This window comes from Bacillus sp. JFL15 (assembly GCF_001184225.1).
Taxonomy (GTDB): Bacteria; Bacillota; Bacilli; order Bacillales; family Bacillaceae; genus Bacillus; species Bacillus siamensis.
Map to the genome: position 1 here is coordinate 1,529,954 of NZ_KQ236689.1, position 26,315 is coordinate 1,556,268.

At 43.2% G+C, this 26,315-nt stretch carries 28 protein-coding genes and 1 pseudogene; 12 read left to right on the top strand and 17 right to left on the bottom strand.

The window, feature by feature from the left end; all coding sequences use genetic code 11:
- The 9 genes from AD710_RS07660 to AD710_RS19540 all read right to left on the bottom strand — a co-directional run bounded on the left by AD710_RS07660 (position 1) and on the right by AD710_RS19540 (position 8,789).
- Positions 1-1,056, bottom strand: a complete 1,056-nt coding sequence (locus tag AD710_RS07660) for a phosphotransferase (protein ID WP_049627719.1) — start codon at positions 1,054-1,056, stop codon at positions 1-3.
- Complete coding sequence (locus AD710_RS07665) at positions 1,049-2,236, bottom strand: carboxylate--amine ligase (RefSeq protein WP_049627720.1); 1,188 nt, start codon at positions 2,234-2,236, stop codon at positions 1,049-1,051. Before AD710_RS07665 ends, AD710_RS07660 begins: the two co-directional genes overlap by 8 nt.
- A complete protein-coding gene (locus AD710_RS07670) occupies positions 2,233-3,561 on the bottom strand; it encodes a glycosyltransferase family 4 protein (RefSeq protein WP_049627721.1) in 1,329 nt (442 codons plus the stop codon). The genes AD710_RS07665 and AD710_RS07670 overlap by 4 nt, the downstream gene beginning before the upstream one ends.
- Positions 3,558-4,214 (bottom strand): PIG-L deacetylase family protein, encoded by a 657-nt coding sequence (locus AD710_RS07675; protein ID WP_049627722.1) that lies wholly within the window; start codon positions 4,212-4,214, stop codon positions 3,558-3,560. The genes AD710_RS07670 and AD710_RS07675 overlap by 4 nt, the downstream gene beginning before the upstream one ends.
- Positions 4,215-4,301: 87 nt before the next feature.
- The gene (locus AD710_RS07680; RefSeq protein WP_029575279.1) at positions 4,302-4,865 is read right to left on the bottom strand and encodes a protein kinase family protein; all 564 of its coding nucleotides are present in this window, start codon (positions 4,863-4,865) and stop codon (positions 4,302-4,304) included.
- 135 nt (positions 4,866-5,000) lie between these two features.
- Positions 5,001-5,450: a 50S ribosomal protein L9 gene (rplI, locus tag AD710_RS07685; RefSeq protein ID WP_016937359.1), complete on the bottom strand. Its 450-nt coding sequence runs from the start codon at positions 5,448-5,450 to the stop codon at positions 5,001-5,003.
- Positions 5,447-7,426 carry a DHH family phosphoesterase gene (locus tag AD710_RS07690; RefSeq protein ID WP_016937358.1) on the bottom strand — a complete coding sequence of 660 codons (1,980 nt, stop codon included), beginning with the start codon at positions 7,424-7,426 and terminating at the stop codon, positions 5,447-5,449. Before AD710_RS07690 ends, rplI begins: the two co-directional genes overlap by 4 nt.
- 30 nt (positions 7,427-7,456) lie before the next feature.
- Positions 7,457-8,392 carry a YybS family protein gene (locus AD710_RS07695; protein WP_049627723.1) on the bottom strand — a complete coding sequence of 312 codons (936 nt, stop codon included), beginning with the start codon at positions 8,390-8,392 and terminating at the stop codon, positions 7,457-7,459.
- 244 nt (positions 8,393-8,636) lie between these two features.
- On the bottom strand, positions 8,637-8,789 hold the full coding sequence (locus AD710_RS19540) for a hypothetical protein (RefSeq protein WP_016937356.1): 153 nt from the start codon (positions 8,787-8,789) through the stop codon (positions 8,637-8,639).
- A gap of 133 nt (positions 8,790-8,922) precedes the next feature.
- On the opposite strand from AD710_RS19540, the gene AD710_RS07705 reads away from it, so the two are divergent.
- Positions 8,923-9,408 (top strand): spore coat protein, encoded by a 486-nt coding sequence (locus tag AD710_RS07705; RefSeq protein WP_016937355.1) that lies wholly within the window; start codon positions 8,923-8,925, stop codon positions 9,406-9,408.
- 36 nt (positions 9,409-9,444) lie between these two features.
- On the opposite strand, the gene AD710_RS07710 is transcribed toward AD710_RS07705, so the two are convergent.
- Positions 9,445-9,816 (bottom strand): winged helix-turn-helix transcriptional regulator, encoded by a 372-nt coding sequence (locus tag AD710_RS07710; protein ID WP_016937354.1) that lies wholly within the window; start codon positions 9,814-9,816, stop codon positions 9,445-9,447.
- A gap of 206 nt (positions 9,817-10,022) precedes the next feature.
- On the opposite strand from AD710_RS07710, the gene AD710_RS07715 reads away from it, so the two are divergent.
- The 5 genes from AD710_RS07715 (at position 10,023) to AD710_RS07735 (ending at position 16,154) form a co-directional block, all read left to right on the top strand.
- Complete coding sequence (locus AD710_RS07715) at positions 10,023-10,952, top strand: manganese-dependent inorganic pyrophosphatase (protein WP_004393053.1); 930 nt, start codon at positions 10,023-10,025, stop codon at positions 10,950-10,952.
- 165 nt (positions 10,953-11,117) lie between these two features.
- Positions 11,118-12,026 carry a DMT family transporter gene (locus AD710_RS07720; protein WP_326352395.1) on the top strand — a complete coding sequence of 303 codons (909 nt, stop codon included), beginning with the start codon at positions 11,118-11,120 and terminating at the stop codon, positions 12,024-12,026.
- Positions 12,027-12,374: 348 nt separating this feature from the next.
- On the top strand, positions 12,375-13,796 hold the full coding sequence (locus AD710_RS07725; protein ID WP_045925625.1) for a glycoside hydrolase family 68 protein: 1,422 nt from the start codon (positions 12,375-12,377) through the stop codon (positions 13,794-13,796).
- A 61-nt stretch (positions 13,797-13,857) separates the two neighbouring features.
- Positions 13,858-15,414, top strand: a complete 1,557-nt coding sequence (locus tag AD710_RS07730) for a glycoside hydrolase family 32 protein (RefSeq protein WP_442853072.1) — start codon at positions 13,858-13,860, stop codon at positions 15,412-15,414.
- A gap of 77 nt (positions 15,415-15,491) precedes the next feature.
- Complete coding sequence (locus tag AD710_RS07735) at positions 15,492-16,154, top strand: GntR family transcriptional regulator (protein ID WP_016937350.1); 663 nt, start codon at positions 15,492-15,494, stop codon at positions 16,152-16,154.
- A 72-nt stretch (positions 16,155-16,226) separates the two neighbouring features.
- On the opposite strand, the gene AD710_RS07740 is transcribed toward AD710_RS07735, so the two are convergent.
- Together AD710_RS07740 and AD710_RS07745 are read right to left on the bottom strand one after the other, a co-directional pair.
- Positions 16,227-16,736 (bottom strand): DinB family protein, encoded by a 510-nt coding sequence (locus AD710_RS07740; protein WP_049627726.1) that lies wholly within the window; start codon positions 16,734-16,736, stop codon positions 16,227-16,229.
- Between the two features lie 50 nt (positions 16,737-16,786).
- Entirely contained in the window at positions 16,787-18,004 is a 1,218-nt protein-coding gene (locus AD710_RS07745; RefSeq protein ID WP_049628786.1) for an MFS transporter, read from the bottom strand.
- Positions 18,005-18,286: 282 nt separating this feature from the next.
- On the opposite strand from AD710_RS07745, the gene AD710_RS07750 reads away from it, so the two are divergent.
- Positions 18,287-19,162, top strand: coding sequence for a LysR family transcriptional regulator (locus tag AD710_RS07750; RefSeq protein ID WP_049627727.1), 876 nt, complete (start codon positions 18,287-18,289; stop codon positions 19,160-19,162).
- Positions 19,163-19,276: 114 nt separating this feature from the next.
- Here AD710_RS07750 and AD710_RS07755 read toward each other — a convergent pair whose 3' ends face one another.
- The 5 genes from AD710_RS07755 to AD710_RS07775 form a co-directional block, all read right to left on the bottom strand.
- Positions 19,277-19,645: a DUF1304 domain-containing protein gene (locus AD710_RS07755; protein WP_049627728.1), complete on the bottom strand. Its 369-nt coding sequence runs from the start codon at positions 19,643-19,645 to the stop codon at positions 19,277-19,279.
- Positions 19,646-19,675: 30 nt separating this feature from the next.
- The gene (locus AD710_RS07760; protein ID WP_049627729.1) at positions 19,676-20,314 is read right to left on the bottom strand and encodes a nitroreductase family protein; all 639 of its coding nucleotides are present in this window, start codon (positions 20,312-20,314) and stop codon (positions 19,676-19,678) included.
- Positions 20,315-20,327: 13 nt separating this feature from the next.
- The gene (locus tag AD710_RS07765; protein WP_016937339.1) at positions 20,328-20,762 is read right to left on the bottom strand and encodes a MarR family winged helix-turn-helix transcriptional regulator; all 435 of its coding nucleotides are present in this window, start codon (positions 20,760-20,762) and stop codon (positions 20,328-20,330) included.
- 137 nt (positions 20,763-20,899) lie between these two features.
- On the bottom strand, positions 20,900-21,778 hold the full coding sequence (locus AD710_RS07770) for a YitT family protein (RefSeq protein WP_049627730.1): 879 nt from the start codon (positions 21,776-21,778) through the stop codon (positions 20,900-20,902).
- 184 nt (positions 21,779-21,962) lie between these two features.
- A complete protein-coding gene (locus tag AD710_RS07775) occupies positions 21,963-22,415 on the bottom strand; it encodes a MarR family winged helix-turn-helix transcriptional regulator (protein WP_045925748.1) in 453 nt (150 codons plus the stop codon).
- Positions 22,416-22,535: 120 nt separating this feature from the next.
- Between AD710_RS07775 and AD710_RS07780 the strand changes: the two genes are divergently transcribed.
- The 5 genes and pseudogenes from AD710_RS07780 (at position 22,536) to AD710_RS07800 (ending at position 26,288) form a co-directional block, all read left to right on the top strand.
- Positions 22,536-22,970: a GNAT family N-acetyltransferase gene (locus AD710_RS07780; protein WP_049627731.1), complete on the top strand. Its 435-nt coding sequence runs from the start codon at positions 22,536-22,538 to the stop codon at positions 22,968-22,970.
- Positions 22,971-23,098: 128 nt separating this feature from the next.
- Positions 23,099-23,317: pseudogene (locus tag AD710_RS07785) on the top strand (EamA family transporter); the annotation flags it as partial.
- A 114-nt stretch (positions 23,318-23,431) separates the two neighbouring features.
- The gene (locus tag AD710_RS07790) at positions 23,432-24,409 is read left to right on the top strand and encodes an HD domain-containing protein (protein WP_049627733.1); all 978 of its coding nucleotides are present in this window, start codon (positions 23,432-23,434) and stop codon (positions 24,407-24,409) included.
- A gap of 308 nt (positions 24,410-24,717) precedes the next feature.
- On the top strand, positions 24,718-25,530 hold the full coding sequence (locus tag AD710_RS07795) for a MerR family transcriptional regulator (RefSeq protein WP_048367898.1): 813 nt from the start codon (positions 24,718-24,720) through the stop codon (positions 25,528-25,530).
- Positions 25,531-25,598: 68 nt separating this feature from the next.
- Positions 25,599-26,288 carry a DUF554 domain-containing protein gene (locus AD710_RS07800; RefSeq protein ID WP_049627734.1) on the top strand — a complete coding sequence of 230 codons (690 nt, stop codon included), beginning with the start codon at positions 25,599-25,601 and terminating at the stop codon, positions 26,286-26,288.
- Positions 26,289-26,315: the final 27 nt, after the last annotated feature.

Sequence of the window (26,315 nt, forward strand, 5' to 3'; positions counted from 1 at the left end):
CTATAGTCCTAATTCCCGTCCCCATTGTGACACTTTGTCTGCATGATAGGGCAGCAGCTCTCCTCCCCGATTGTCGAATATTCTCCGCAATTGGGTATGAAGCCCTTTCTCAAGTGTTCTCTGCACATAAGCCATTTTATAAAGCGTCATAGGGGGCGTCTCAAAATGAATGCCCCGCTTTTTCATTTCTTTCGCATACACTTTTACACAAAACGTCCGAATCTCTTCTGCGTGGCGGCTCCAATCTTTTCTGAAGCCGAGCAGAATCTCAACCAGAACCGTCATATCGAACCATACCGGCGCGTATTTTGCTGATTCCCAATCGATGAATTGAATGTCCCACGGTTCATGGCCGGACGCGTCATGGGTGCAAATATTCTGCATATGAAGGTCGCCATGTGTAATGGCCGAGCCGTTTTGTATCAATTCAGGGAAAAAATCCGGTCCTTTTTGCTCCAGCCAGTGAGAGATCTGCCGATAATGAGGCTTGACGATATCTTTTGTACGTTCATCTTTAAGGGCCCTATCCAATAATTCCGCTGTCTTTTTGATCTGCTTTTTACGTCCCTTCCTCATCGTTTCCGATTCATATACCGGGAGCCATGACCGCCATTTTCCGTCAGAAATTTTCTTGTTTTCAAAGGTGCGGCTGTGCAGTTCTGCGACAGACGGAATAATATATTTGAAATGCTTAGGATGAAATGTAAGCTGTCCTCTGATCTGGCTGACAAACTCCATAAATATCCATGTTTCATGATTGCTTTCTTCTATAAGATAGATTTCCGGCAGCAAACCCCCTAAGACAGAACGGGCTTTACTGTATATATTAATCTCGACCGCGTTTTTTTCACGGGAAGATTTATACACCTTCAAAATCAGCGGTATGGTCCCGGATTTCTTTTTCACAAGCAGTTTATAAATGGCGCTTCTGTCCGTTGATTTCAGACATGTGATGCCGTCCGGATTCACAGCGGCCTTTTCGCCAAGTGAATACGATAGTTTTTCGTCAATTCTCAGTTTCTGAAACGCAGCATACAAACGATCCTTTTCATACATGCCGATCTTCCTTCCGCTTCCGTTTCCAGCTGTTTTTGAGATGGGACCAAGTGTTTCTGATAAACGGCATCGGGTCATTCCAAGCAAACAGGGCATATTCTTTTTTTCCTTTAAATCCTCTCCAAAAATGCCGGAATGTCATGTCTCCTCTTTTTCGTTTCTTCAAAAACGTTAAGAAGTAACGCACCTCATAAATCCAACTGATTCCTTCTTTTTGTTCGAGCTGAGGCTTTACATGTTGTCCGGTCAAATACAGATAGTACATGTAAACGAAATGAACGCCTGCAGATTCCGTCAGGCTATGGCTGAGCCAAAAGCGCGGATTTATTTCTATAAACTTGTAAACATTGTCCCGCGGATCCTTTTTAAATTCCGCCATGCCTACTCCTTTGAGCTGAATCGCTTCAAAAAACGGCAGGGTCTTCTCAATTAATTCAGGAACCCGTTTGCTCACGACATGAGCCCCAGCGCCAAAATCAGCGGGAAATTGATGTTTTTTTTGCAGTGAAAACAAGCCCATTAACTTCATTTGGTCATCATAAAAAGTCGCCACTTTATAAAAACATTGATTGTCTCCGGGAATGATCTCCTGCACGAGCAGTTCTCCATTTTCTCTGTAGGAGCTGAACTCCCTGCGCAATTGTGCGGCATCCTTCATCACTATTGCTTTTTTGTTTACTTTTTTTCTGTATTCATGGCCGGCCACCGGTTTTAAAATACACGGGAAGTCAATATTGACGATGGCCTCTTCCAGTTCATCCTGATTGTTCGGAAAAAAGGTTTTCGGACAGGGAATGTTGTGCTTCATCGCTAATTCATATGCTTTGCTTTTATCTAAAACCGTCTCTAACAGAGAGCGGCTCGGGAGCAAAAATAAAAAAAAACCGGCTAATGTGTCGCGGAATTTGGATATGAATCCCACATAATCATCAGATCCTGCGTACAGAACCGGTTTTACTTGAAATCGCTTCCCGAAATCAGTCAGAAATGTCAGCAGTTCTTTCTCTTGTGTTAAAGGGCTGGGACAGACCCCGCAATCTGCCAATCTTGATTTTCCGATACGATAAGGTTCCTCCGTGTCAAACGCGTAGACATCTATTCCTCTTCGGGCCAGGCTTCGAATCATCCCGATCCCGTTTGCACTGAAATCAAGTACAACGGCCGCATGTTCGTGTTTCATAATCTCCCTCCGAGCTTGATGGTATTTTGATAAATGGATTCAATATTTCTTATCATCGTCTCGCTGCTTAAATGCTTCTCTGCGTAGGCCTTTGCATTTAAAGCAGCTTTTTTCCGCGCAGATTTGTTAGAGATAAAAAACGTTAAAGCCCGGGCTAGCGCCTCTGCATTTCCCGGCTCGACAATCAGCCCTGTTTTGTTATGGCGGATCAGATCCGGGATGCCCCCGCAATCGGTCGCGATGATAGCCGAGCTGCTGAACATCGCTTCAATAATCGAAATGGGCAGACTATCATTAATGGTCGGCAGTACGAATATGTCCGTCATATTCAAAATAGCGGGAACATCGTCTCTTTTTCCTAAAAAGGAGACCATTGATAGTTTCAGTTTTCGAGCCTGTTCCTCCAGGGCTCTCCTTGTCTCTCCGTCTCCTGCGATCAGTACTTCCACATCATCAAGTACATCAGACGGAATTCGCGAGAGTGCCTCCAGCAAATACTTATGTCCCTTTCTCGGGCCTAATCTTGCAATACACGAGATGATAATCTTATTTTTCGGTAACTGGATTTTCTTTTTCCAGCCTGTTTTTGTATCGTAATCAATTCCCGTGACCACCGTTGTCATGTCTTTCTGTTCGGCCCCGAGCTTCATGAGCGGCCTGCGGAACGTATCGCTGATAATAATCAGGCGGTCTGCGTATTCAATGGCTTTCATCTCTAATGTTTTATAATAAATCTCTTCTACCGAGCCTTTTTTAAATATGTGAAATTTAAGTCTGTTGAAAGTAAACATGCCATGCGGTGTGAAAAATAAAGGTTTCTTATAGATTTGATTGAACCTGCCTAACATATTGGCTGTAAATAAATCTTGAGCGTGGAACACATCATATCTTTCCAAAGGAATCTTTTGAAGCATTTGCTCGTATACAAACATCAGCCGATTATTTCTCAAAATATGATCGTTATAATCCCCGTATCTGTCTTTAAAGAAATCTTTTAATTTCGGAACAACAGCATCCCGCAGTTCTTTTACTTTGTCGGAAGGAAACAGATTAGGGGATATGACATCCACCTTATGGCCTCTCTTTTTCAAGCCTTCACTAAGCGTTTTAATATAGTTTGATAAACCGCCCGTGTGCGGGTAGTCCCAAAACGTGGCAATCAAAATGGATAACTTCTTCTTTTTCCTGTATACCGGCGGAATTTGATCTGCATGTTTCATCTGTGTCTTTATGGCTTTCTTTTTTTGCGGGCGCGTTTTGACCCCGTAGTAGCGGTCAAGCGTCTGGACCATATACGGATAGGGGACGGAAAATGTCTTGTTCATTTCCAGATCCTCCGCACCACTTCAAATGCTTCGGCGTATTCCACACCCGCTGTCATCCCTCTGACTCTTCCTAAATGTTTAACGCCTTCATATGAACGGGGATGAGGGTAATCCCTCATTTCTACGTCGTAGTGGTGAAGCGCCGCGAGTTTGGCATCCATCGTGTCTGTGATATTGACGAAGTAATTAGGCTTGAAGAGTTTATCAGCCGTATTCCTCTCCCACTCGCTTGAAGACAGCGTTTCAAACGTAAGCAGTTCAATCGGCTTTTGATCCGGAAGAGGTCTGGCGGCTGTTAAAACTGCTTGGAATGTTTTCTGATGGTCCATATTGATATCGCCGTAATGATGAGTAAAGATTTTATCAGGCTGATAGACGCGAATGAGCTGTTCTAATTCTTTGACAAGCTTATGAAGAGGGATACATTCCAATTCTAAATTCGTATGCTCCAAAAAGATGACTTTCTCAATTCCAAGCACTTGATTCGCACGTTCGCCTAATTGTTTAATATGATGAGCTTCTTCTTTTCTTCCTAATGCCGTAATAACGGAAATTACTTTATATCCTTCATTGATCAGCCGTTTTATGGTGCCCGCTGATCCCAATAGTTCATCATCAGGATGAGCGCCGATAACCATAATGTATTCTTCCATTTTTTCCACACTCCACCAAACAATTGTTACAAGTATCATATGACGACCCTAAAAAAAGGAAACTTACATGTGCGGATTTTCAGAAACTTACATGTGCAGCTGCCATTCCAGGTAACGTGACGGATTTAATTTTTTTATGGTGTCCAAAAACTCATCCGCCAGGCCGTATTGGTTCAATCCTTTTAATAGTTTTACAGGAAAGCGGGCAATTGCGGAAAAGGCTCTTTTATGATCGATGACTTTAAGATTACCGTGTTCGTTGATTAGAATGTGCCTGATTTCGGCGTCCCATCTGGTAAAACCGATTTTCTTTAATTCATCCAGCATATTTAAAATATCAGCCGCCAGTTTTTCGGAAATGGATTTTTCTGTTTTAATATGGCGGGCAAGGGAGGTGCCTTGAACATATTCCATCACAATATAACGATCTCCGTATTCATACAGTTTTGGAATCACTGGGGAACCTTGTCCGATTTGCAAAGCTGCCAATTCCTTCTCGCATGTCTCTATTTCAAAGAAATACTTTAAGCATTTGTTGTGTGTTAAGCGATAGACTTCCCCGTCTTTTCCGTTCCCGATCAGCGGATAGTGTTCCAGCGTCTTTTTATTTTCCGGATCATTAAAATATGTTTCAGAAAAAAATCGCATCATACCGACACATCCTTCGTTATGTTGTAATATCATATGCAATCTGATAAGCATCGGACATGAAACATTCTCATCATTTTCTTACGCTGCTGACATAAAAAAACCCGCCGGATCGGCGGGTTTTTCTATTATTATATATTACGCTTCTTCTTTTACGTGAACCTTCAGCACAGCCTGAACGTCAGGATGCAGCTTTACAGGAACGTTTGTATATCCCAGTGTGCGGATACCGTCTTGGAGCTCCAGTTTCCGCTTATCCACTTTAATCTTGTGCGACTTTTGCAGCGCTTCTGCAATCTGCTTGCTTGTGACAGATCCGAACAGGCGGCCGCCTTCACCGGATTTGGCACTCAGCTCAACAGTCAGCTGTTCAAGCGTTTCTTTTAAATCTTTCGCTCTTTCAAGCTCTGCAATCGCTTCTTTTTTCTCTTTTTCTTTCTGTCCTTTCAATGCGCTGATATTTGTCGCATTTGCTTCGACAGCGAGGCCTTTTTTAATGAGAAAGTTATGTGCATAACCGTCTGCTACGTTTTTCATTTCGCCTTTTTTCCCTTTACCTTTTACATCTTGTAAGAAAATAACCTTCATCTCTGAACGCCTCCCTCAAAATATTCATCAATGGCTTCCTTCAGCCGGACAAGCGCTTCTGAAACAGAAATGCCTGATAACTGGGTTGCCGCATTGGTTAAATGCCCTCCGCCGTCCAGCGCCTCCATAATAATCTGCACATTGACCTCGCCAAGCGATCTCGCACTGATGCACACCGTATGCTCATCCCGCCTGGCTACGGCAAATGAAGCTTCCACTTCACTCATCGACAAGAGGGAATCAGCAGCCTGCGCAATCAGCACCTGGTCAAAGTACTCCTCTTCATTTTCAGGAAGAGAAGCAATCGCGATATTTTCTTTATAAAGAGTTGTATGCTGGATCAGCTTCGCCCGCTTAATATAAGAACCGACTGATTCTTTGAGGACTTTCTGCACCAGAACCGTGTCTGCGCCTTTCGCTCTCAAATAAGAAGCGGCGTCGAACGTCCGCGAGCCCGTGCGAAGGGAAAAGCTCTTCGTATCCACTATTATACCAGCTAACAGGGCCGTCGCTTCAATCATATTGATTTTGAGCCGCTTCGGCTGGTACTCAAGCAGCTCCGTCACGAGTTCTGCGGTGGATGAAGCATATGGCTCCATATAAACGAGCAGCGGGTCTTTAATAAATTCCTCGCCTCTTCGGTGGTGGTCAATCACAACGATATGCTCGATTTTGTTCACGAGACGCTCTTCCATCACAAAGGACGGTTTATGTGTATCTACCACGACAAGCAGCGTGTCATCATTTGAAATTTCCATCGCCTCTTCCGGCGTGATAAACCGCGACCACAGCTCTTCGTATTTTTTAATTTCTTCAATCAGGCGCTGAACACTTGATCCGATCTGATTCGGATCAATGACGATGTAGCCTTCCTTGCCGTTGGCCTGCGCCACCTTTAATATTCCGATTGCGGCTCCGACTGCGTCCATATCAGGAAATTTATGACCCATAATAATGACATTGCTGCTTTCTGAGACAATTTCCTTGAGCGCGTGGGAAATTACCCGGGCGCGCACCCTTGTGCGCTTCTCCATCGGATTCGTTTTGCCGCCGTAAAATTTCACCTTGCCGTTCGGCATTTTGATCGCCACTTGGTCGCCTCCGCGGCCGAGAGCCAAATCGAGGCTGGACTGCGCCAGATCTCCAAGCTCCTTCAAGGAAGAAACCGATGCGCCGATCCCGATGCTGAGGGTCAAAGATACCGTATGAACGGATGTTTTTTCACGGATTTCATCCAAAATCGAAAATTTCGCGTTTTCAAGCTCCGTTAATATGTGCTCATTTAACACCGCGATAAACCGTTCCGAGGACGTCCGCTTCAGGAAAATGCCGTACTCTTGCGCCCACGCATTTAATAATGAGGTGACCTGGCTGTTCATCGTGCTTCTCGTCTGGTCATCCAGCCCCTGTGTGACATCATCGTAGTTATCTAAAAAGACATATGCCAGCACGGTTCTCTCATTTTCGTACTGCTTTTCAATCTGAATCTGTTCCGTCACATCAAAGAAATAAAGCAGGCGCTCATCTCTTTTAATCACCACTTTAAACTTCCGCTCATTCAAGGTGATCGTTTCCGAATCGACCTCCTGCTTGATCAGCGGCACGACGGCCTCACATGTGTCATACAGCGAGCGCCCGACGAGCGTGCTTTCATTAAAGCAGGAAGACAAAAACGGATTCGCCCACTCAATGTAATATTGATCATTAAACAGCATAATCCCGATAGGCATTTCCATTAATGCCTCTTCGCCTACTTTTTTCAATCTATAGGATAGCGTGGAGATATAATTGTCAATTTCTCTTCTGATCAAAGAATCCGCACGCTTAATGAAAAACAAGATCACGGCGAGCAGCACAACGCCGACGGCTCCTATCAGCCAGTTAAAGTAAATGCTGATGAGGATTACGATGATTGACAATGCAATCAATGCATAGATGGGATACCGAAACAACGGCTTTTCATAAAAACTAGGCATTTCTATCAACTCCCCACCTGTAAGTCACACTCAATTTCGCGTCACCTTATTTCTTATGTTAAAGCCTATGTCAATGATGCCTAAGAGGAGATACACGGACATGATGAGCGGAAAAAGCACACCCAGCACAATCGCTAATACAGGAAACGCTTTTGGCATCTCCATCTCATGGCAATAGAAAAAAATAAACGCTAACCCTTGAATACAAATCAGCAAGTTGAGAATATATCCCCCATTCAATGAAACCGAATACATCATATGCCCTTTTTCTAAATGCAGAAACCCTAATATCGTCACAACAAAGTACAAAATAACAACGACTTGCGGGAGTCTGAGCTCTCTAAAAGGCTTCATCTTCGGAAGATCAGGGAAAAACCTCCTTAAAAACGGCCTTGCCATAGCATAACTGAGGAAAGCAGAAACAATGCTGGTCAATATAAGCGCAGTCGGAAAAAGATATTGAAGCGTGCTCAGCTGTCTTTCCATCAGCTTGGTCTGCTTCCCGAACTGATCTCCGTAACCCAGCTGTTTTGACATGGTTTCTGCTAAAGACAGCGACTCTCGAAGCTGGGACATAGTGTTATCAACCACGTTCATATTAAGAAACACGATGCTGAACACAAAAATAACGACACCGCACAGCATACACGCAATAGCGCCGGCCGCAACCGCATAACCGGGCTGTTTCTTTTTAAAGTAATATCCCATAGCAATCCCCGTACAGGCCGCCGTAAACGCGCCTGTAAGCCCGGCAAACGAACTCACAATAAAACTGACAGGGAGGCTGGCAAGACCCATCCATATCCCCGGCTTCAAACCGTGCCGAATAGTATAAAGAATGATCGGCAACGGCAAAGCAAAGAGAAGAATCGCCCCCAGTAAAGGGAGATACACGACCAAAAGGGAAATGATTGCAAAAATACTGATCAAAATGGCGCCTTCTATTAGAGCCCTTGTATTCTTCACTTACTCACCTCAAACCTTGTATCATTCAGAACATACGAATAGAAAAGAGCAGCTTAGACGACTGCTCTTTTGACGCCGCAATGTCTCTTCCAAGACCTGAATTTTCCATAAACTCTCCAAAATACACGTATTTATTCTAACATAAGTCAAAATCGTAAGTAAAATGAGCGCAGACGGCTCCAATGTTCCATGTGAAACATGAAAACAGACAAACGGACATCCTAGTGAAAGAATGCCCGTTGTATCAATGATCCTGATCGTCCATGAAACCAGAAGTATCTCTGTTTTTCTTTTTGGTTTTCCGTACAAATAACAAGACGATAACGATAAGTAAGAGAGTGGTTGCCTGTAAAACACCGCTGCTGAAAAGGAAGAAGTTCTTTATCATGTCCCACATATAGTTTCACCTCTGCTTCGTATTTCCTTTACATTGAGTTTCCCTTTCTGGAAACTTCAAAACATCAGGAACAACATCGGGACCGGGGCATATGCTGATAATGAAAATGAAGGATAAAGGAGATTCTCACACCATGACTGAGCGGAGAACATTAGCATGGCATGAAACGTTAGAACTGCACGAGTTAGTGGCTTTCCAGGCAAACGGGCTTGTGAAATTAAAAAGAACAGAACGTGAAGTAAGCGATGCCAGATTAAAACAGCTTTACAGATTTTCCATCCACTCGCTGGAACAAAATCTGCGTGAACTGCTTCCCTTCTTCCCTGAAGCCCCCGGCTTTCGTGAAGATGAGACAGAAGAGCGGGCTGATTCCTCCTTTTACAGCGGCGGCCTGCTGAGCATGGCCAAAACATCTGTCCGCAATTACGCCGGAGCCATTACAGAAACGGCCACACCTCAATTAAGAATCGTCTTCGTCAAGCACTTAAACGCGGCCATCAAGTGGCACCAAATGGTCTTTGAGTATATGGAAGAACGCGGTCAATATCCGGCTTATAACTTGAGCGAATTGCTGAAAAACGACGTCCGCAACGCCAGAAAAGCCATTGCGATGAAATAAAAAAAAGCAGCAAGGACTCTCATCCTTTGCTGCTTCTTATTTTTGAGCAGACTGATCTTGAGCCGACGTTTTTTCCCGGTATGTTTCGAGAAATTCCCGGTTGGCGTCTCCCCATTTCTTCATTTGCAGCACGATCGGTTCAAGCGACCTGCCGAATTCGGTGAGTGAATACTCAACCTTTGGAGGCACCTGCTGATACACCTCACGATGCACGATGCCGTCCGCCTCAAGCTCCCGAAGCTGTAGCGTCAGCATACGCTGCGTAATGCTGGGACAGATGCGCCGAAACTCATTAAACCGCTTTTTTCCGCCGATCATATGATAAAACAAAATACCCTTCCACTTTCCCCCGATAACGGAAAGTGTCAGCTCAACCGGGCAACCTTCTTTATTCGGATATATGTTCATAATTCATCCTCCATAGTACCTTTTTTGATACTACATGCTGATTAGCATCTGACTTACCCAGTATTTTACTCGCAATCTGCTCCCACTCTCAACAAAAATGCTTCTTTTTCACATCAATTTTTAAGGTTTTGAAGATTACACCCTCCGCAAGACGTGTTAAACTATAAAAAGATTGTTTACACTACAAAAAAGGACAAGGAGTTATTATGGAAAAAATTCTTATTTTCGGACATCAAAACCCAGACACAGATACCATTTGCTCTGCCATTGCCTACGCTGATCTTAAAAACAAACTCGGCTTCAATGCTGAGCCTGTCCGCCTAGGACAAGTCAACGGCGAAACTCAATACGCGCTTGATTATTTCAAGCAGGAAAGCCCGCGTCTCGTGGAAACAGCCGCAAACGAAGTAAACGGCGTCATCCTTGTTGACCACAATGAACGCCAGCAAAGCATCAAGGATATCGAAGACGTTCAGGTTCTTGAAGTCATTGACCATCACCGTATCGCCAACTTCGAAACGGCGGAGCCTCTTTACTATCGTGCAGAGCCGGTCGGCTGTACGGCTACGATCTTAAACAAAATGTACAAAGAAAATAACGTGAAAATCGAGAAAGAAATTGCCGGTCTTATGCTGTCAGCGATTATTTCCGACTCACTTTTATTTAAATCTCCGACTTGCACAGAGCAAGATATCGCGGCGGCAAAAGAGCTTGCTGAAATTGCCGGCGTAGATGCGGAAGAGTACGGCTTAAACATGCTGAAAGCAGGCGCCGACTTAAGCAAAAAAACGGTGGAAGAGCTGATTTCCCTTGATGCGAAAGAGTTCACGCTCGGCAGCAAAAAAGTCGAAATCGCCCAAGTCAACACAGTTGATATTGAAGATGTCAAAAAGCGTCAGCCGGAATTAGAAGCGGCCCTTTCAAAAGTCATTGCTGAGAAAAACCTTGATCTGTTCCTTCTCGTGATTACGGACATTTTGGAAAACGATTCTCTTGCGCTTGCCATCGGCGATCAGGCATCAAAAGTGGAAAAAGCATTCAACGTCACTTTAGAAAACAACACGGCTCTTTTAAAAGGTGTTGTATCCAGAAAGAAACAAGTCGTTCCTGTTTTAACAGACGCGATTGCAGAATAACCAAAACACCCCGGCGGGTTCCCGGGGTGTTTTTTTTATGGCCTTTTTTGTAAGCGCTCACCAAAAAAATCGCTTTGACGCGTTTTGATATGTGATATATAATATATCACATGAAAGGCGTTTTTTCTATTCATTGTAAATCAAAACAGCGAGGAGGGTTCTGCGCTGGAAAAACACGCTGCTCTTTCCTATTCACGAACAACAGGAATTTGGCTTGTGCTTACAGGAGCTATCTTATGGGGTGTCTCAGGAACAGTTGCCCAGTATCTGTTTCAGGACCGCCATTTTAATACAGAATGGCTGACCTCTGTACGGCTGCTGCTTTCTGGGGCGCTTCTGCTCGGAATCGCGTACCGCAAAGAAAAAGGACGCATATGGGCTGTTTGGAAAGACAGACAGGACATAGTTCCCCTTCTTTTATTCGGGATTTTCGGAATGTTAGGCGTTCAATACACTTATTTCGCGGCAATTGAGTACGGCAATGCGGCCACCGCTACCGTTCTCCAATATTTAGGGCCGGCCATTATTACATGCTTTTTAGCGATCCGCGCAAAGAGAATGCCTTCAGCGAAAGAACTGCTCGCCGTCTTATTAGCGGCTGCAGGCACATTTATTTTGGTCACGCATGGGAATGCCGGCAGCCTGTCCATATCCGGCCTGGCCGTCTTTTGGGGTATCAGCTCAGCCTTTGCGCTGGCGTTTTACACTCTTCAGCCGCATCGGCTTTTGAAGAAATGGGGATCGGCCATTATCGTCGGATGGGGCATGCTGATCGGCGGGGCCGCTCTCAGCTTAGTCCGGCCGCCTTGGAAGTTTGAAGGCCAATGGTCATTATCCGCATATGCCGCGATTGTATTTATCATCATTTTCGGAACGCTCATCGCTTTTTATTGCTACTTGGAAAGCCTGAAATATCTGAGTGCCTCTGAAACCAGCCTGCTCGCCTGTGCGGAGCCGCTGTCGGCAGCTTTTTTAGCGGTGATCTGGCTGCATGTTCCCTTCGGAATATCAGAATGGCTGGGTACTTTATTGATTTTAGCCACCATCGCTTTATTATCTATCAAGAAAAAATAACCTCTCTTTTTTTTAGAGAGGTTTTTTCCTAGGCCTGGAGCACCCCTTAGTCTCAATTACCCATATATTAAAGGGTCTTTTTTCATTTTACTATCTTCCAAAAGAGGAAATTAGACCAGTTGTCAATAGATTCAGAGTCGAATAGAATGATGTCGACAAGTAAATCACGCAGGATTGTTACTGATAAAGCAGGCAAGACCTAAAATGTGTTAAGGGCAAAGTGTATTCTTTGGCGTCACCCCTTGCATATTTTAGGTCTTTTTTTCTGTAACAAACCTGCCATTCATGAATGCGGGAGGATCGAATCGGCAGATCGCAACAAAAGTACATACAAAAGGAGACATGGACATGAACATCAAAAAATTTGCAAAACGAGCCACAGTTCTAACTTTTACGACTGCACTTCTGGCAGGGGGAGCCACTCAAGCCTTCGCGAAAGAAAATACCCAAAAACCATACAAAGAAACGTACGGCGTCTCTCATATCACACGCCATGATATGCTGCAGATCCCTAAACAGCAGCAAAGTGAAAAATACCAAGTGCCTCAATTCGATCAATCAACGATTAAAAATATTGAATCTGCAAAAGGACTCGATGTGTGGGACAGCTGGCCGCTCCAAAACGCTGACGGAACAGTAGCTGAATACAACGGCTATCACGTCGTGTTTGCACTTGCAGGAAGCCCGAAAGACGCTGATGACACATCAATCTACATGTTTTATCAAAAGGTCGGCGACAACTCGATTGACAGCTGGAAAAACGCGGGCCGTGTCTTTAAAGACAGCGATAAGTTCAACGCCAACGATGAAATCCTGAAAGATCAGACACAAGAATGGTCCGGTTCTGCCACCCTTACTTCTGACGGAAAAATCCGTTTATTCTACACTGACTTTTCCGGTAAACATTACGGTAAACAAAGTCTTACAACGGCGCAGGTAAATGTGTCAAAATCCGACAGCACGCTCAATATCAACGGAGTGGAAGATCACAAAACGATTTTTGACGGCGACGGAAAAACATATCAGAACGTTCAGCAGTTTATCGATGAAGGCAACTATACATCCGGCGACAACCATACGCTGAGAGACCCTCACTACGTTGAAGACAAAGGCCATAAATACCTTGTATTCGAAGCCAATACAGGAACAGAAAACGGATACCAAGGCGAAGAATCTTTATTTAACAAAGCGTACTACGGCGGCAGCACGAACTTCTTCCGTAAAGAAAGCCAGAAGCTTCAGCAGAGTGCTAAAAAACGCGATGCTGAATTAGCGAACGGCGCCCTCGGTATGATAGAGTTAAATAATGATTACACATTGAAAAAAGTCATGAAGCCGCTGATCACTTCAAACACGGTAACTGATGAAATCGAGCGGGCGAACGTTTTCAAAATGAACGGCAAATGGTACTTGTTCACTGATTCACGCGGTTCAAAAATGACGATCGACGGTATTAATTCAAACGATATTTACATGCTTGGTTATGTATCAAACTCTTTAACAGGTCCTTACAAGCCGCTGAACAAAACAGGTCTTGTACTGCAAATGGGTCTTGATCCTAACGATGTGACGTTCACATACTCTCACTTCGCAGTGCCTCAAGCCAAAGGCAACAATGTCGTGATCACAAGCTACATGACAAACAGAGGCTTCTTTGAGGATAAAAAGGCAACTTTTGCGCCAAGCTTCTTAATGAACATCAAAGGCAAGAAAACATCCGTTGTCAAAAACAGCATCCTTGAACAAGGACAGCTTACGGTTAACAACTAATCATAATAAAAAGAAAATGCCGATATTTCATTGGCATTTTCTTTTATTTCTAAACAAGATGGTGAACTCAATCATGGCACGAAAATGGCCCATTGCAATATTGATCATTCTGGGTGCGTTCCTGTTTGTCGGCTTACTGCCGGACAAAAGCAACAATTCCTCAAAAACAAACACGAAGAATAAACCGGATTACCGGGCGGCATATCATTTCACAACCCCGGACAAATGGAAAAACGACCCTCAAAAACCCATTTTTTTCGATGGGAAATATCATTACTATTATCTTTATAATCGGGATTATCCGAACGGCAACGGCACAGAATGGCGGCACGCCGTATCAGAGGACTTGGTGCACTGGACGGACGAAGGCACGGCTATTCCGAAATACACCAACCCAAACGGCGATATATGGACCGGTTCTGTCGTCATTGATAAACACAACACGGCAGGCTTCGGCAAAAACGCACTCGTCGCCATTACAACGCAGCCGACGGCCAAAACCGAAGCACAGGAACAATATTTATGGTACAGCACGGATAAAGGAAAAACATTTACATCCTATAGTGATCAGCCCGTCATGAAAAACCCGGGCACTAAAGATTTCCGGGACCCGAAGGTGATTTGGGATGAACAGGATAATAAATGGGTGATGGCCATGGCCGAGGGCGAAAAAATCGGCTTTTATGAATCACCCGATTTAAAGAGTTGGCATTACACGGGCGGTTTTATCACCCAGCAGATCGGCCTCATCGAATGCCCTGACCTTTATATGATGCGTGCAGATGACGGAACGGCCAAGTGGATTCTCGGCGCAAGCGCAAACGGCAAACCTCAGGGCAAACCGAATACGTACGCTTATTGGACCGGAAACTTTGACGGAAAAGAATTTACTGCCGATCAAGCGGAACCGCAATGGCTCGATTACGGGTTTGACTGGTACGGCGGCGTCACATTTGAGGACGGCAATAGCAAAGATCCGCTGACAAAACGCTATGCGCTGGCATGGATGAACAATTGGGATTATCCCAATGAAACTCCGACACTAAAGAACGGCTTTAACGGCACGGATTCTATCGTTCGTGAAATCCGCCTTCAGCATCAGGATGGCGGCACCTACAGCCTGATGTCAGAGCCGGTTGAAGCATTGAACCAATTAACCTCTTCAACGGACGGCACTGAAGACAAACAGGTGAACGGTTCTGAAACGTTGCCGATCAAGGGTGATACGTATCAGCTTGACATGGATATCTCTTGGTCCGATATCAAAAATGCAGGCGTCAGACTCAGAGAATCAGCAGACCACAAGCGGCATATTGATGTCGGTATTTCAGCAGAAGACGGCTGTGCCTATGTGAACAGATCATTTACAGATCAGCCTGATAAAACCGGGACATATACTGAAAGCAAAGCGCCATTTGACGGAAATAAAGGGCGCGTTCATCTGAAAATTCTCGTGGACAAAACGAGTATTGAAGTATTTGCAGATGACGGAAAAACCGTTCTCACAAATGAAGTGTTTCCAAAACCCGAAGATCAGGGAATCACGCTCTATTCTGAAGGCGGTTCCGCTGACTTTCAGCATATTGAGATAAAGCATCTCGGTTCCATTCATCCTTAGATCACTCTTCATTTCTAACCGGCGTTCAGACTGTGTTAAAATGCTTGTATGTATACTACGATTCATGAGGTGTTCCATTGGATAATCAAAATAAAGAACCTGTGCTGAAAAGAACCATCATGCGGGACGAAGTGTATCACACGCTCAGAAACTGGATCATAACGGGCAGGCTCAAACCTGAAACAAAGTTAAAGGACAAGGAACTGTCGGAAACATTGGGAATCAGCCGCACTCCGATACGGGAAGCCTTATTGCGCTTAGAAGATGACGGCTTGGTCATGACAAAGGCAAACAGATGGACGCTTGTCGCTCCGATTGAGTTAAAAGAAGCGGAAAACTTGTATTCCATTGTCTGGACGCTTGAAAAACTCGCACTGCAGCAAGCCCTCCCGCATATGGACGCTGCAGTGATTCAGGAATTGAAACAGCTTAATGAAGAGCTGCTTCAAACGGTGAAGGCCGGCGATAAAATGGCCATTCTGGAAGCGGATAATGCATTTCACCATCGCATCATTCTGCTTACAGACAATGCCGAACTCTGCAAATTGCTTGTGGGGCTTAAGGTAAAAATCCAGAGAATGGAGATCCGCTATTTCAGCGAAGATGATGCATTGACCAGATCTTACAATGAACACGCTGCTATCATTCACGCATTAGAACAGCAGGACGACGCCGCTGCCCTTGCAGCGCTTGAAGCGAATTGGAAAAACAGTTTAGAACGTCTGCAGAACATGTCTTAGCAAACGAAAAAGCCAAATCATATGATTTGGCTTTTTACGGATATAACAAGGCAGCCGACTTGGCTGTCTTGTTTACTTTTTGTTTATATATAAATAAATACCGTAATCCGTCGGCACAGAAGCATACCCCATCTGTCTGAGCATGGCTGTGATATTCCCGCGATGATACGTTCCGTGGTTCACAACATGGAGAATCATATCGGCCGCCGTGGTTTTCATGATGTCACCTGACGGATGTTCTATTTCAAGGGAGAGATTGATATTTTCCTCCTTTTGCAAAAATAGTTGATATCGGTCTGATAATTCCAAAAATAGATCTTCCAGCTCTTCTATCTCTTTAGACAAGATGTCCTCTTGTTGCTGTTCAGCTGATTTCAGCGTATCCTCCAGACGCTCTCCGGAGAACACATCAAACCACCCCTTATCCGACAGATACACATGAGTCAATACACCGGCTATCGACGTAAAGACACTTTGAATCTCTTTACGGTACACATCCTCCGGAAGCTCTTTAAGCCGGGTGAATATTTGCTGATTTGCCCAAAGATGATAATCATACAATTGCAGTGCCAGATGTCCCACAAAACCCTCTCCTCTCTCGATACAGAACGTACGTTCCCGATTATACCACGCTACATGCGGCTCTGTACCGTTTTCTTCATTTGCAGCTGAGAAAACCCGATAAAGGCTGAAAATAATAAAAGAATCCCCGCGCTTATATAAATAAACCGCACGCCGAATACATCCGAGATCATCCCCGTACCAATAATGGAAAACATAAAGATCAATTGAATGAATGCTGATCTCGCCGCTAATATATTGACCCGTGTCTGTTCAGTCGTGATGTTTTGAAGAAAGGTTTCCTGCGTCAGATCTCTTAATACGCAAGCCGGCCCCATACACAGCACCAGAAAAAGGGCCAGAACGGCACTGCTGGTCAATCCATAAATAAAAGTGAGCATTCCATACGCCAAGGCTCCCGTCAGCATAAGCGGAATGAGGCAGCGCTGAAACTTACCGGATAACCTATAGATGATCAAGCCGCCGATCATCGTCCCTGCATAATAGGCTCCGTTCACATATCCCCACCACGCTTCTCCTTTTTGAAGGACATCATGCACATAAGTTAAGGACACAGATCCGATCCATATCATGCCTGCCCACGATTCGATCACATCCATCACCATAAGGGCCCGCAGCTGTTTTTGCTTAAATAAATACACCCAGCCGCTTGCCGCATCTGCAAAAAGTGAACGTTCCCTGACTGCTGCCGTCGCACACATTCGTACTTGAAGAAACAGAATGATGCCCAAAACCGAAGAAACCAGTAACATTACAGTGATGATTATTGTATAGCTTTCTCCCAAAAACGCGATGATGACACCGCCCAAAGACCATCCGGCAAACTGAACGGTCTGATCCGCCGCAGATAATAAGCCGTTCGCCTTCGCCCTTTGATCAGGAGGAATGATTTCTCCAATCAGCGCGCTTTTTATCGGAGCGAACCAGCCGTTGCAAAAAGAAATCCCTCCGATCAGACAAAACAGCAGAAAAAAGACAGCCGATGAACCCGTTTGGATAACATAAAATAAACAGACTAACAGTGTCACCTGCATCAATTGAGAACCGATCAACAAAGACCGAAGCGTAAACCGGCCGGTGACCAGCGGCAAAACGGCGCTTCCCAATACGCGACATACAATGCTGACGAACGTCATGAGAGAGGCCACCGCCGTCGAACCGGTTTTTGTAAACAAAAACAAGATAACAGCCATTGTATAAAGTGAGAATCCTAAATTGATAGCGGTCTGGCTGTATAAAATAGAGTAATACGCCCTCTTCATATTCATCTTCTGCAAAAGCTTCACTCCCTGATTATGTAAATCATACCATATTTGCCGATCAGCTCTCTTAAAAAACAGAGTTCACTCCATCTATTAGTCTTTATGAGCATAAAGGAAACTTTCAGCAAAAAAATAATGAAACACCCTGGCTCATAGTGCAACAAAGGCAGATTTTCGGTTGTGTACATATATGTCATTGCCATACTGGCGCCTGTCCCTTATGATGTATAATGCATAATAAATATATCTATAATGCTTATAAGTAATAAAATGAAAGAGGTGACATTGATGGAATGGGAACAGCTTGAATATTTCCAAACGCTCGCACAAACTGAGCATGTCACAAAAGCCGCAAAGCTATTGTCCATCTCACAGCCAGCACTCTCCCGCTCAATTTCCCGATTGGAAAACCACTTAGGCGTTCCGCTGTTTGACAGACAGGGCCGTTCGATTACATTGAACAAATACGGAGCAATGTTTTTAAAACGGGTTCAGACCATGATGAAAGAGTATACTGACGGCCGAGAGGAAATTCAGGCTTTATTGCAGCCGGATCAAGGAGAGGTTTCTCTTGGATTTTTACATACACTCGGGACAGCCATCGTTCCGGATGTCATCAAGACCTTTCAGCAAAAACACCCCGGGATCAGCATTACATTAAGACAAAATCATTCCTATTGGCTTCTCGATCAGCTGAAAGAAGGTGAGCTTGATCTCTGCCTTCTCGCATCTATTAAACCTGAAAAGTCGATTCGATGGGTGCAATTATGGAGTGAGGAACTCTTTTTATATGTACCGAAAGGACATCGCCTGGCGCATCGTGAAACCGTCACCCTGGACGAACTCGCCGAAGAACCTTTTATATTGCTGAAAGAGGGGTATGCGCTCCGAATGACGGCTGATCAGCTATTTGAACAAGCAGATATCCATCCGAAAATTATGTTCGAAAGTGAAGAGGCGGCAACTGCGGCCGGCTTCACGGCCTCCGGTCTCGGTGTTTCCATCCTGCCTGATTTAAAAGGCTTGGATCAAAGCAACCTCTCAAAAATACGCATCAGCTGGCCAAAATGCCAGCGCGTGATCGGCCTCGCCTGGATAGAAGGCAGATTTTTATCTCCTGTTGCTGAAACGTTCAAACAGCATGTGATTGAACATTTCGGCTGAACAATGCCGTCCTCACGAAAAAAGCCGATGCGCGCAAGCATCGGCGGCCGAACCTGTTCTTCAAAACAGAATAAAAAAAGAGGGCTTCCGAGAAGGAAGCCCTCACTCCGTCTGCTACGCCAATAAAAGAAAAATAAGCGCTAAAACAGCCGGAAGTCCTTGTTTTACGATAATTGATTTGTTTGAAGTAAAGCCGCCGAAAAGAGCGGCGATGACCACGCAGATGACGAAAAACAATTGAATCATATGGCCAATCGGATCAGCTCCGAGGATCAGCCCCCAAATGAGGCCGGCAGCCAGAAATCCATTATACAGACCTTGATTTGCAAACATGACCGCCACATTCCGATCACTTTCTAAATGCTTCGGCAATTTGAAAGACCGCTTGGCAGCCTTCGAATTGATAAAAAACATTTCAAGTATCATGATAAATACATGTTCTAAAGCTACAATTCCGACGAAAACAGCTGCAATAATGTCCACTGTCTCTCTCCCCTCAGCTTCACTTCAACCTTATTTCCATTGTGCGATCGTTTCGATAGGAAGACGGTAGGAAGCATATCCTTCGTCCGCCGCTTTTCCGATTGATAACAGCATGACCGGTACATAACGCTCTTTATCCATTCCGAAAACCTCGGCGATCTTTTCTTTATCGTAGCCGCCGATCGGGTTTGTGTCATAGCCGTGCGCGCGTGCCGTGAGCATCAGCTGCATGGAAACGAGGCCTCCGTCGATCAGAATCGTTTCACGGTTCACTTGCTCCGGAAGTTTTTCAAAATGTGCCGTCAACGCAGCGATTTGTCTGTCTTTTACTTCCTGCGGCATATAGCCCAGTTCGACCGCTTTTGAATAAATTTCTTCTAAATAGTCATCACTGTTCATATCTGCAAAAACCGCGATCACCGCAGATGATGTGCTGACTTGTGTTTGGTTAAAGCTGGCGAGCGGCGCGAGTTTTTCTTTTCCTTCAGGGCTGTCAATGACAAGGAAACGCCATGGCTGCGCGTTAACTGAAGACGGCGCTGTCGTTGCTTCTTCCAAGATTTGAGTCATTTCTTCTTTGCTGATTGTTACAGCCGGATCGTAATTCCGAATGGAACGGCGGCCTTTCATAATGTCCATAAAGTCGTTTGTTTTCAGTTCTGTTTTCATGTGTAATACACTCCTATGCTTTCATATTTTCTATATTATTCTGCATCTGCGACAATACGTTTTTTAACATACTGCGTTCTTCCGCGCTGACACCGGCAAGCATTTCCTTTATGAAACGCTCCTTCTCTTTTTTGGAAGTCTCAATTCTCTCCCGCCCCTGTTCAGTAAGCCGGACAAGTATAATGCGGTTGTCCTCAGGTTTGCGTCTTCTTGTGACCATTTCTTTGGTTTCAAGCTGTTTCAAGTGTCTTGTCACAGCCGCCCCATCAATATTCACCTTTTTCTGAAGATCGCTTTGACTGATCTCGTCGACGTGAAAGAGCACGGCGAGAAGCTCAAGACGGGATTGGCTGATTCCGGTGCACGCTTCAAACTTCGCTCCGATTACTTTATGCAGTGATTGAAGCTGATATAAAATCTCGCCTTCCTCTGAACAACATGCTGTCAAAACCCATCCCTACTTTCTTTTGCACAATTAATTGACTAGTCAATGTTTGATATATCAATAATATACATCCGTTATTCTTTTTTTGCAAGTGTTTTCTCCTTTTTAAAAAAAGCTGCCGGTGAACGGCAGCTCGCTTCTTAATGATTATGAACTTTTCTGAAATTACTGCCTTTTACTTCAGCCACATCATATACCGTTACAAAGGCGTGCTTATCAATGTCATTAATAATTTCCTTCAGTTTGGTCTCTTCCAAACGGTTGATGACACATGTGATTTCTTTGAACTTTTCATGAGAAAAACCGCCATATGCTTCTTTATACGTAGCGCTTCGGCCTAATTCCTCACGAATGGTTTCGACCATTAATGCAGGCTCGTTGGTGATAATCTGAAATGTTTTCGAACCGCTTAAGCCTTCCTCAACCACATGAATCACCTTAGACGCAATGTAGTAAGCAATCACGGAAAGCAAAGCGCCTTGCAGCCCGAATACAAAAGAAACAAAAATAAACACAAAGATATTTAAAAATAAAATGAGATCGCTCGTGCCGAACGGCAATTTCCGTGACAGCAGCACGGCCAGCATATCAATTCCGTCTAATGCGCCGCCGTTGCGCAATGCCAAGCCCATTCCCAAGCCGAGAATAATCCCGCCTACAACGGTGATTAACAGGGTGTCTCCCTCGATGATAGCCGGCGTGTGATGGAAAAAGCTTGTACCCGCGGCAAGTGAGACAATGCCGATAATGGATAGAAACGCAAAGCCTTTCCCGATTTGCTTATATCCCAACCAGACAAACGGTATATTGATCACCGCAATTAAGATCCCAAGAGGCAAATGAAACAGCTGCGAACCGACAATGCTGAGTCCGGTCACCCCGCCGTCAGATACACTATTCGGAATCAATACGGTTTCCAGCCCATACGCGGCAATAATACCGCCGATGATGACCATGATGGCCCGTACGATGGATTTTGCTCTGAATTTCTTGCGTTTTTGTTTTTCGATTGTATTCATATCATTCCCCGCTTCAATTATTTTGTCTTATTTAAATATACCATAATTGATACTTTTCGTTAAAAATAAGCCTATCAGCCGATTGTGAAGCAGGAACCGAGGAAGGTGATTTTACAGATAAAGTATCCATTTACGGCTTTAATCATTCAAAACATAATCACTCAGCAAAAGGAATTATTATCCATTAATAATCCCTTTTGTTTCCCTTCTTCACATATTCCCAATCATGTTCTATATTTTTTCTCACCCGCTGAAGAAGGCTGAAAATGGTTTCTTTTTCTTCAGATGTAAAGCCGGCCAAGGCTACTTCCGCAGAGTGCTCTCCTTCTCTTTGCAATAACGGATAAACCTTTCTTCCTTTTTCGGTCGGGAACAGTTTTTTTATTTTTTTATTTTGATCATCAGGACGCTTTTCAATAAACCCTTGTATTTCTAGTTTTTTTATCGCTCTCGCCGCTGTTGTTCGGTCAACTTTAATCATTTCCGCCAATTTTTCCTGTATCATTCCCGGGTTTTCACATATACGAACAAGATAGAGATATTGCCCTTTTGTTAAGTCTAATTCTTTAAATTCAATATTGCTGATGGAATCCAATGCCCGTGCAATCATGCCGATTTCCCGCAAAATATCAGTCATATCTTTTCAAACCCTTCGTATTTTTGTTGCATTTACAATATAATTGTTTTATCGTTACTTCTATAAGACCACAAGCAAGCCGTGCAGTCCAGACTAATATGTGAAAAGGATTGGTTAATGATGAGGATAAAAAGAATAACGACGGAAATTGATTTACAAGCAGCGCTCGAGATTAGAAAAGCAGTATTCATTGAGGAACAGCAAGTACCCGAATCCGATGAGTTTGATCAGTTTGATACGCTTCAGGAACAATGCGGGCATGTCTTGGTTTATCATGAAAATCAGCCTGCCGGCACAGGACGCGTCCGCATCGTAAACCATACAGGCAAGCTCGAACGAATCTGCATCCTGAAGCCTTACCGCAAATACGGGTTGGGCAAAGTAATCATACGCGAATTAGAAAACATGATAAAAGAAAAAGGCATCACCCAATGTAAACTGCATGGACAAACACAAGCGGAGGGCTTTTATCACAAACTGGGATATCAGACAGATTCACCGGAATTTATGGAAGACGGCATCCCGCATGTCTTAATGACAAAGGAGTTGGCTTAACCGAATAACAGCAAAACGGCTGTATGAATTATTTACCGAAAGCCTTCTATAAAGGCTTTTTTTCTTATCCTGAAACCCACAACTAAAAGGAATGTATTCGCAGCCGGTGCTTGTCACAAATGGCCGCCCCAACGGTTATCCCATACTTTGCACTTGCATACGTCACTTCAATCGTCGGCGCTTCAGAAGCAGCCATTTCACTTTACGCAACACCCGCTTTATCCTTACTCATTTCCTGGTTTTGGATAGGCGAAGCGCCTGCCTTTATTTCTCTTTTAGGCGGAACAGTTACAGTCGTCGGGGTGTATTTTATCTATTTGGAAGCAAATAAAATCAGGCTTAACTGAATTTTTCAGAATTGTGATATGTTAAGTATATCAATATTAAAAGGAAGAAAATCCATGATGCGATAGGTTGCAGCTTCTTTGCCATGCTTGGCGCATAAAAGGGTTGTAAGGAAAATGAAGATAACAGATAGTATTTATGGCGATTATGTTGTAGATGGAATTCTTGAAGAACTTATTTTCAGTCATCCAGTACAAAGACTAAAAGGTATTTACCAAGGAGGAGCAAGTTATGTTGTGAATCAAAAGTGGAATGTCACGAGGTATGAACATTCCATAGGCGTAATGCTTCTCATAAAAAAATTGGGCGGCTCTTTAGAAGAACAAATCGCAGGTTTACTACACGATGTATCTCATACTGCATTTTCACACGTTATTGATTTTGTATTTAACAATAAAAATGAGGATTATCACGAAAACATTTATCATCAAATCATAACTGTTTCAGAAATCCCCCATATTCTCAGTACATATGGATTAAATTACAAAGACATTCTATTAGACAACTCTAATTGGAATTTGCTCGAACAGCCAGCTCCTGAGTTATGCGCTGACAGAATCGATTATACCTTAAGAGATATGTATCGGTACGAAAACATCACAATGGAGGAAGTTGATCATTTCTTAGATCATCTAATAATTAAAGAAGGAAAAATATACTTAAAAGATATAAAAACTGCTGAATGGTTTGTAAGAATTTATTATAAAGAGGTTATTGATTTCTTTATGAATCCTCTTAATATTTACGGTTATGATTATTTGGCTAAGACTTTAAAAACCGCCTTGGATAAAGAAATCATTAACATAAACACACTGCTCGGAACAGATGAAGAAGTAATGGACATCTTGCGTTCTTCCGGGGATATAGATGTGAAAAATCTTGTAAGCCGCTTACATCGACGAGTCATTGTTAAAGAAGATAAGGCTGATTATCATTTGCATCGTAAGAATAAAATGAGGATTATTGATCCGTCTGTATTCTATGATGACAAACTTATCGCTTCCTCTGCATTATCAAAAGAAATTAAAACGATGAACGAAAATGCTAAGAAAAAAGCTGAGGAGGGGATGTATGTAAAAATAATTTCAAACTGATTTACCTCTTGAGCCTGCTTGATAAAAAAAAATACAGTGTGACAAAGCAATCATTAGGCATGCGCAGGGAACAGTCGATCGTTACTTAAAAAGCAAAACACGAAAACAAGCCGGTCCTTGTCAGCATCGGCTATTTCGACTTGTCATTGACGCCACGCAGATTACCATATAATCCTCTCCAATTCCCTCCATTAAAATTTTTCTATCCAGAGGGGATGCTTTATCTTTAAATTGCTGAATATTATAATGTTGATAAAACCATTTTTTACAGGTTTATTAAGACAAATGAAATCAGAAGGATTATGATCATGAAGAATTTTTTCTCTATCGGAGAGGTATCCAGGTTATTTCACGTCAAAATATCCACTCTCAGATATTATGATGAGATCGGTCTTTTGAAACCTGCATACAAAGACAAGCAAAATAACTACAGATACTATTCTACAGAGCAGTTTGAGAGACTGGATACAATCAAATATTTGCGGGCTTTAGGCTTGCCAATAAACAAACTCCTAGATTTTTATAATTCCCACAATGCAGATACCTTAATTCAATTACTGAAAAACCAAAAAACCGAAATCGATCGTAAAAAAAGGGAATTAGAGCTTATTGAAAAAAAGATCACCCGCCGTTTAAACAAAATAGAAGATGCCGTTAATAAACCGTTAGACAAAATTACAAAAATCAAACTTCCGGAGTTGCGTGTCGCTTATTTACAGCATGAGTATATTCTAGGTCATGATATTGAACACTCTCTAACAGAATTGAGAAATGATCTTACTATTAAAGAAGACATATTTTTAGGAAAGATTGGATTATCGATTTCAGTGTCAAACCTAAAAGCGCATAAGTTTGATCGTTACTCCAGTATTTTTATGATCTTAGAAGACGAGCATGATTTGCCCCCATCAGTAATCACCTTACCATCAAATGAATATTTACAAATCAGGTTTAAGGGGTCGCATAAAGAGGCCAAACAATATTATAAAAAGTTACTGACATATATGAAAAAGCATCATCTGGAGTTAGCGGCCGACTCCATTGAGATAACGTTAATTGATTATGGTGTTACTAATAATCCGGATCATTATGTGACCGAAATCATGCTGCCCATTAAATAATCCCTTGACTCTCTAGTTACTGGAGAGTTTATTTTTTTAAAAGCACACTTTATTGGGGGAGAAAGCACATGATTGGAACAATTTTTAACACATTTATGATCTTCGCAGGATGTTTACTCGGAGGGCTATTCAAGAAAGGAATGAAAGGTGAATATCAAGATATTCTTATGCAAGCGATGGGGTTTGTTGCAGTTGGATTAGGAATAAACGCCATTACACAGCATTTATCGGATAGTAAATACCCTATTCTTTTTATTGTAAGTTTAGCTGTTGGCGGACTACTTGGACAGTTTGTAAATTTGGAACTTAGATTCAACCATCTAGTCAGCAAGTTCTCTAAAAATAACTTAGCTGAAGGCTTATCAACTGCAATCTTATTGTTTTGCATGGGATCATTGTCGATATTAGGGCCCATTGAATCCGCGATCCATGATGATTCCACTTATCTTCTTACAAACGGTATGTTGGATGGCATCACTTCTATTGTTCTCGCATCAGCGTTTGGCTTTGGAATAGCCTTATCTGCTGTTGTGTTATTTGCCTGGCAAGGCTCACTCTATTTATTTGCAAAAGTAATGGAGAGTGCATTAAGTGCAGACATGATTAATGAAATAACAATTGTGGGCGGAATACTGATACTAAGCTCGGGGTTAAGCATTTTGGGAATTAAAAAATGTAAAACCTTAAATCTTCTGCCGTCACTTATCATTCCGCCTGTTGTTATCTTTGTTATGAAAGCTTTTGGATTAGGCGCATAGCTCTATATCAGTTGTCAGGCACCTTGT

Bases quoted from the DNA above. Each gene is read 5' to 3' on its own strand.
- AD710_RS07660 (WP_049627719.1), bottom strand. From the start codon at position 1,056: ATGTATGAAAAGGATCGTTTGTATGCTGCGTTTCAGAAACTGAGAATT.
- AD710_RS07665 (WP_049627720.1), bottom strand. From the start codon at position 2,236: ATGAAACACGAACATGCGGCCGTTGTACTTGATTTCAGTGCAAACGGG.
- AD710_RS07670 (WP_049627721.1), bottom strand. From the start codon at position 3,561: ATGAACAAGACATTTTCCGTCCCCTATCCGTATATGGTCCAGACGCTT.
- AD710_RS07675 (WP_049627722.1), bottom strand. From the start codon at position 4,214: ATGGAAGAATACATTATGGTTATCGGCGCTCATCCTGATGATGAACTA.
- AD710_RS07680 (WP_029575279.1), bottom strand. From the start codon at position 4,865: ATGATGCGATTTTTTTCTGAAACATATTTTAATGATCCGGAAAATAAA.
- rplI (WP_016937359.1), bottom strand. From the start codon at position 5,450: ATGAAGGTTATTTTCTTACAAGATGTAAAAGGTAAAGGGAAAAAAGGC.
- AD710_RS07690 (WP_016937358.1), bottom strand. From the start codon at position 7,426: ATGCCTAGTTTTTATGAAAAGCCGTTGTTTCGGTATCCCATCTATGCA.
- AD710_RS19540 (WP_016937356.1), bottom strand. From the start codon at position 8,789: ATGTGGGACATGATAAAGAACTTCTTCCTTTTCAGCAGCGGTGTTTTA.
- AD710_RS07705 (WP_016937355.1), top strand. From the start codon at position 8,923: ATGACTGAGCGGAGAACATTAGCATGGCATGAAACGTTAGAACTGCAC.
- AD710_RS07710 (WP_016937354.1), bottom strand. From the start codon at position 9,816: ATGAACATATATCCGAATAAAGAAGGTTGCCCGGTTGAGCTGACACTT.
- AD710_RS07715 (WP_004393053.1), top strand. From the start codon at position 10,023: ATGGAAAAAATTCTTATTTTCGGACATCAAAACCCAGACACAGATACC.
- AD710_RS07725 (WP_045925625.1), top strand. From the start codon at position 12,375: ATGAACATCAAAAAATTTGCAAAACGAGCCACAGTTCTAACTTTTACG.
- AD710_RS07745 (WP_049628786.1), bottom strand. From the start codon at position 18,004: ATGAATATGAAGAGGGCGTATTACTCTATTTTATACAGCCAGACCGCT.
- AD710_RS07750 (WP_049627727.1), top strand. From the start codon at position 18,287: ATGGAATGGGAACAGCTTGAATATTTCCAAACGCTCGCACAAACTGAG.
- AD710_RS07760 (WP_049627729.1), bottom strand. From the start codon at position 20,314: ATGAAAACAGAACTGAAAACAAACGACTTTATGGACATTATGAAAGGC.
- AD710_RS07770 (WP_049627730.1), bottom strand. From the start codon at position 21,778: ATGAATACAATCGAAAAACAAAAACGCAAGAAATTCAGAGCAAAATCC.
- AD710_RS07775 (WP_045925748.1), bottom strand. From the start codon at position 22,415: ATGACTGATATTTTGCGGGAAATCGGCATGATTGCACGGGCATTGGAT.
- AD710_RS07780 (WP_049627731.1), top strand. From the start codon at position 22,536: ATGAGGATAAAAAGAATAACGACGGAAATTGATTTACAAGCAGCGCTC.
- AD710_RS07790 (WP_049627733.1), top strand. From the start codon at position 23,432: ATGAAGATAACAGATAGTATTTATGGCGATTATGTTGTAGATGGAATT.
- AD710_RS07795 (WP_048367898.1), top strand. From the start codon at position 24,718: ATGAAGAATTTTTTCTCTATCGGAGAGGTATCCAGGTTATTTCACGTC.
- AD710_RS07800 (WP_049627734.1), top strand. From the start codon at position 25,599: ATGATTGGAACAATTTTTAACACATTTATGATCTTCGCAGGATGTTTA.